The sequence below is a fragment of the uncultured Corynebacterium sp. genome (assembly GCF_945649885.1).
In the GTDB taxonomy this organism is placed as follows: Bacteria; Actinomycetota; Actinomycetes; order Mycobacteriales; family Mycobacteriaceae; genus Corynebacterium.
On record NZ_CALZFS010000171.1, the window covers coordinates 1 to 4,192 of the forward strand.

General features: G+C 56.3%; 3 protein-coding genes and 1 riboswitch. All 3 genes read left to right on the forward strand.

Features of this window, described 5'->3' with window-relative positions; translation table 11 throughout:
• Positions 1 to 349 precede the first annotated feature (349 nt).
• Positions 350 to 486: riboswitch (cobalamin riboswitch) on the reverse strand.
• A 130-nt stretch (positions 487 to 616) separates the two neighbouring features.
• Positions 617 to 2,899, forward strand: a complete 2,283-nt coding sequence (locus tag Q0M74_RS13195; RefSeq protein ID WP_293955208.1) for an FdhF/YdeP family oxidoreductase — start codon at positions 617 to 619, stop codon at positions 2,897 to 2,899.
• Positions 2,900 to 3,010: 111 nt separating this feature from the next.
• The gene (locus Q0M74_RS13200; RefSeq protein ID WP_290279782.1) at positions 3,011 to 3,304 is read left to right on the forward strand and encodes a DUF6457 domain-containing protein; all 294 of its coding nucleotides are present in this window, start codon (positions 3,011 to 3,013) and stop codon (positions 3,302 to 3,304) included.
• Positions 3,304 to 4,137 (forward strand): formate dehydrogenase accessory sulfurtransferase FdhD, encoded by an 834-nt coding sequence (gene fdhD, locus Q0M74_RS13205; protein WP_290278391.1) that lies wholly within the window; start codon positions 3,304 to 3,306, stop codon positions 4,135 to 4,137. Before Q0M74_RS13200 ends, fdhD begins: the two co-directional genes overlap by 1 nt.
• Positions 4,138 to 4,192 lie beyond the last annotated feature (55 nt).

Below are 4,192 nucleotides of genomic sequence, written 5' to 3' on the forward strand. Positions count from 1 at the left end.
TGATCGGATTCTGTGCCGAAGTCCACCTGGACCCAGACGTTCTCAGCATCCACGCAAGCACGAGCAGTGGCGATCTCAGCAGCCTGCGCAACTGGAAGGAGTGCAAAGCTGGTGGCAGCAGTGGCAAGGATGGCAGTGGCCACGCGATTGTTAGTGATCAAGGTCTTTCGCCTTTCAGGGGAAGAGTTCTTAAACCGGGGAAAGGGAAAGCGATGTGTATCAGTATGCACTGATGAAGCTCCCTTTTTTTAAACTTGGGGGAACGCTTCTTAAACAATCCACGGGTGGGGAGAAAAGAGACTCCGCCACCCTGAGGAGACTTAAGAACCGTATTCCACGACGGTTGTTGCTAAGCCATGGGATGGACTCTGGGTATTCCGACTTGCCACCTATGAAAAGTAGCCTACGGTTGCGGGTCAGTGCCGGATTTGGACCGGCTTCCCCCTATGAGAACATCCAGTGGTTAAAGACTGGTTATCGCTGCAAGCGACTCCTCTATTCTATCCCAGAAACACCCCACCACCACCATCAACGCCACGTTCAACCCCCATCAGGGTATGTGAAGCTGGGCAGTGTCGATCCGACAAGCATTTTGTGCTCGCATAGACTGTCCCCTATGACTACTCCTCCTGCACACATCACAAATCCAGCGAATGAATTCGATAACCCTGATGTAGGTAGGCGTGTTAAATCAGCCGCCGGTGTTCCCGGAGTTCTCCACGCCATGCAGCATGCTGTACCGAATAAGGCACTCTTACCACTGCTGACCATGAATAAGCCCGGTGGTATTGACTGCCCCGGTTGTGCCTGGCCGGAGCCGTCTACGCATAATCTGGGCATCGTGGAGTTCTGTGAAAACGGTGCGAAGGCTGTGGCGGAGGAAACCACTCCGGTGCGTGCCACCCGTGATTTCTGGGCTGAGCATTCCATTTATGACCTGCGGGAAAAGACGGATCACTGGTTGGGTAAGAGTGGCCGTATCACTGAGCCGATGCTCTATGACCGCAGTTCCGGTGATGATCATTATCATCCGATCGCCTGGGACAAGGCCTTTGAGATGATCGCTTCCAAGCTCAAGGAGATTGAACCGGATGAGGCGGTGTTCTACACCTCCGGGCGTGCACCAAATGAGCCTGCCTATATGATGCAGCTGCTGGCGCGTCGTCTAGGCACCAATAACCTTCCTGACTGCGGCAACATGTGCCATGAGTCCACCGGTTCCGCCCTGGGCGAAACACTCGGCCTGGGCAAGGGTTCTGTGGTGATGGAGGATTTCTACAACACTGACCTGCTGATTTCTGTGGGCCAGAACCCGGGCACCAATCACCCGCGTGCCTTGGATGCCTTCAAGCAGCTCAAGGACAATGGTGGCAAGATCCTCACCCTGAATCCGCTGCCGGAAACCGGACTGATGAAATTCCGTGATCCACAGACCGTCAAGGGTGTACTCGGCATGTCAGCTGATCTGACTGATGAGTACATGCAGGTGCGTCTCGACGGTGACCGTGCTTTCTTCCAGGCGTTGAATAAGGAGTTGATCCGTCGTGACGCTCTGGATCATAAGTTCTTAGACCAGTTCTGCTCTGGTGTGGAGGACACCATTGCGCACCTCAACAGTCTGGATGATGCAACCTTGCTGCGTGGCTGCGGACTGACTGCTAAGGATATTCAGAAGGCCGCGGACATGGTGGAAGATGCTGACACCGTGGTGGTCTCCTGGACACTGGGTGTCACCCAGCACAAGAACGCTGTGTACACCATCCGTGAGATGGTTAACTTCCTGCTGCTCACCGGCAATATCGGTAAGCCTGGCGCAGGTACCGCCCCCTTGCGTGGACATTCCAATGTTCAGGGTGATCGCACCATGGGTATCTGGGAGAAGATGCCGGAGCCTTTCCTGCAGGCTCTGGAAGATGAGTTCGGTTTTGATGTGCCCCGCGAGCATGGCTGGGATGCGGTTGATTCCCTGCGTGCGATGCGTGATGGCAAGACCAAGTTCTTCCTCTCACTGGGTGGCAACCTGGTGCGTGTGGCCTCTGATACTGAGGTGTTGGAAAAGGGCATGGAGTCCAATGAGCTGACGGTGCACCTGTCCACCAAGCCCAATGGTTCCCATGCCTGGCCTGGTGAGAAGTCCCTGATCCTGCCGGTTATTGCGCGCACCGATAAGGATGTGCAGAAGTCCGGTGTCCAGATTGTCACCGTGGAGGATTCCGTCGGTGCCGTCCATGGTTCCACCGGTAAGAGCCGTGCCAACCTGGATCTGAACTTGAAGTCTGAGTGTGACATCCTCGGTTCCATTGGCCGGGAGACCTTCGGGGATCCTTTTTGGCAGCCGATGATCGATGATTATTCCGTGATCCGTGATCATATCGAGGCCACCATCCCCGGCTTCCATGACTTCAACCGGCGTATCCAGAACCCTGGTGGTTTCCTCCTGCCCAATGGGCCGCGTGAGCGTGTCTTCAACACCTCTGATGGCAAGGCCCAGCTGACGGTCAATGAGACCAATGTGATTGATCTTCCTGAGGGCTATTTCCTCATGAACACGGTGCGTTCCCATGACCAGTACAACTCCACCATCTACGGCTTGGATGACCGCTACCGTGGTGTGCGCAATGGTCGTCGTGTTGTTTTTGTCAGCCCGGCCGACTGCCGCGAACGTGGCCTGAAGGACGGCGATCTGGTGGACATCGTGTCGGTATTTTCTGATGGTGAGCGCCGTGCCCCGAACTTCCGCGTGGTGGAGTACAACACTGCCAAAGACTGCGTGACCACCTATTTCCCGGAGGCCAATGTGCTGGTCCCATTGGATTCCGTGGCGGAGAAGTCCAACACCCCGGTGTCCAAATCCGTGGTTGTCCGTCTGGAAGCACTGGGTGCCCGGGCTGATAAGTAGGACTTTTCCACCCGCACCCGGCGTTGAATCTAAAAGATCTCGCATGGGTGCGGGTTTCACCTTTGAGAGGACAAAATTAATTTGAGTGCTCATGATGCCGAGGCGGACAAGATGTATCGCATGTACGAGTGGCTCGGTGTGGTCTGCGAGGAATTCAGCATTGATAAAGAGCTTCTCGACGCCGTCATCCCCCAGCTCTTAGACCTCACCCGCGACGTTGCGCACGGCCCCGCCCGCCCAGCCGCGCCCATGACTGCCTTCCTGCTGGGTGTGGCGGCCACCCGACAGACCCTGGCTGGTGAAACTGATGCAGGCTCAGCAGGGGAAACAGCAGAACTGGCACGTCATGTACTCGCAGGCTCACACCATCTACAGAACTTGATCGCTGAAGGATACGAAAACTAATGGGAAGAATTACACAGAACCTCCAGGTCCCACGCGTGGTGTCCACCGAGGCGGAAGTGTTCATCAACACCCGCCCCGACACCATCGCGGTGGAGGAACCGCTGGAGATCCACGTCAACGGCACCAGTCTCACCACCACCATGCGTACCCCAGGCCATGACATTGAACTGGTTCACGGTCTGCTGCTGGCAGAGGGTCTGATCAAGGATCCTTCCGAGGTGTCCACCGCACGCTATTGTGCCGGTGCTGTGGGGCCGGATAACCAGAACACCTATAATGTCCTGGAATTGGATGTGGTCCCCACCAACCCCAAGCGTCAGCTGAACCTGGTGTCGGTGCAGCGTAATCTCCCCACCTCTTCTGCCTGTGGTGTCTGTGGCACCACCTCTATTGAGCAGCTGATGAGCAAGAAGGGCTGGCCGATTGAGCCCATCACCCCTGATCCCCGTATGATCCTCACCCTGCCGGATAAGCTGCGGGCGCGACAGAAGATGTTCGATAAGACCGGTGGTGTGCATGCTGCAGGTATCGCCACCCTGGATGGTGAACTTCTTGTAGTTCGTGAGGATGTCGGCCGACACAATGCAGCGGACAAGGTCATCGGCCACATGCTCATGGAGGGCAGACTGCCCTTGCAGGACACCATCCTGGTGATGAGTTCCCGTGCTTCCTTCGAGCTGGTGCAGAAGGCTGCGATGGCCGGCATCCCCGGTGTCATTGCCGTGGGTGCCGCCACATCCCTGGCTGTTGATGCCGCCAGGGATGCGGGTATCTTCCTCGCAGGTTTTGTCCGCGGTAACAAGTTCAACCACTATGCCGGGGAGATCGGCTAGTGACCACTGCAGCCAGAGATGAACTGATCCGTATCTTCCCGCAGTGGTTTATCTC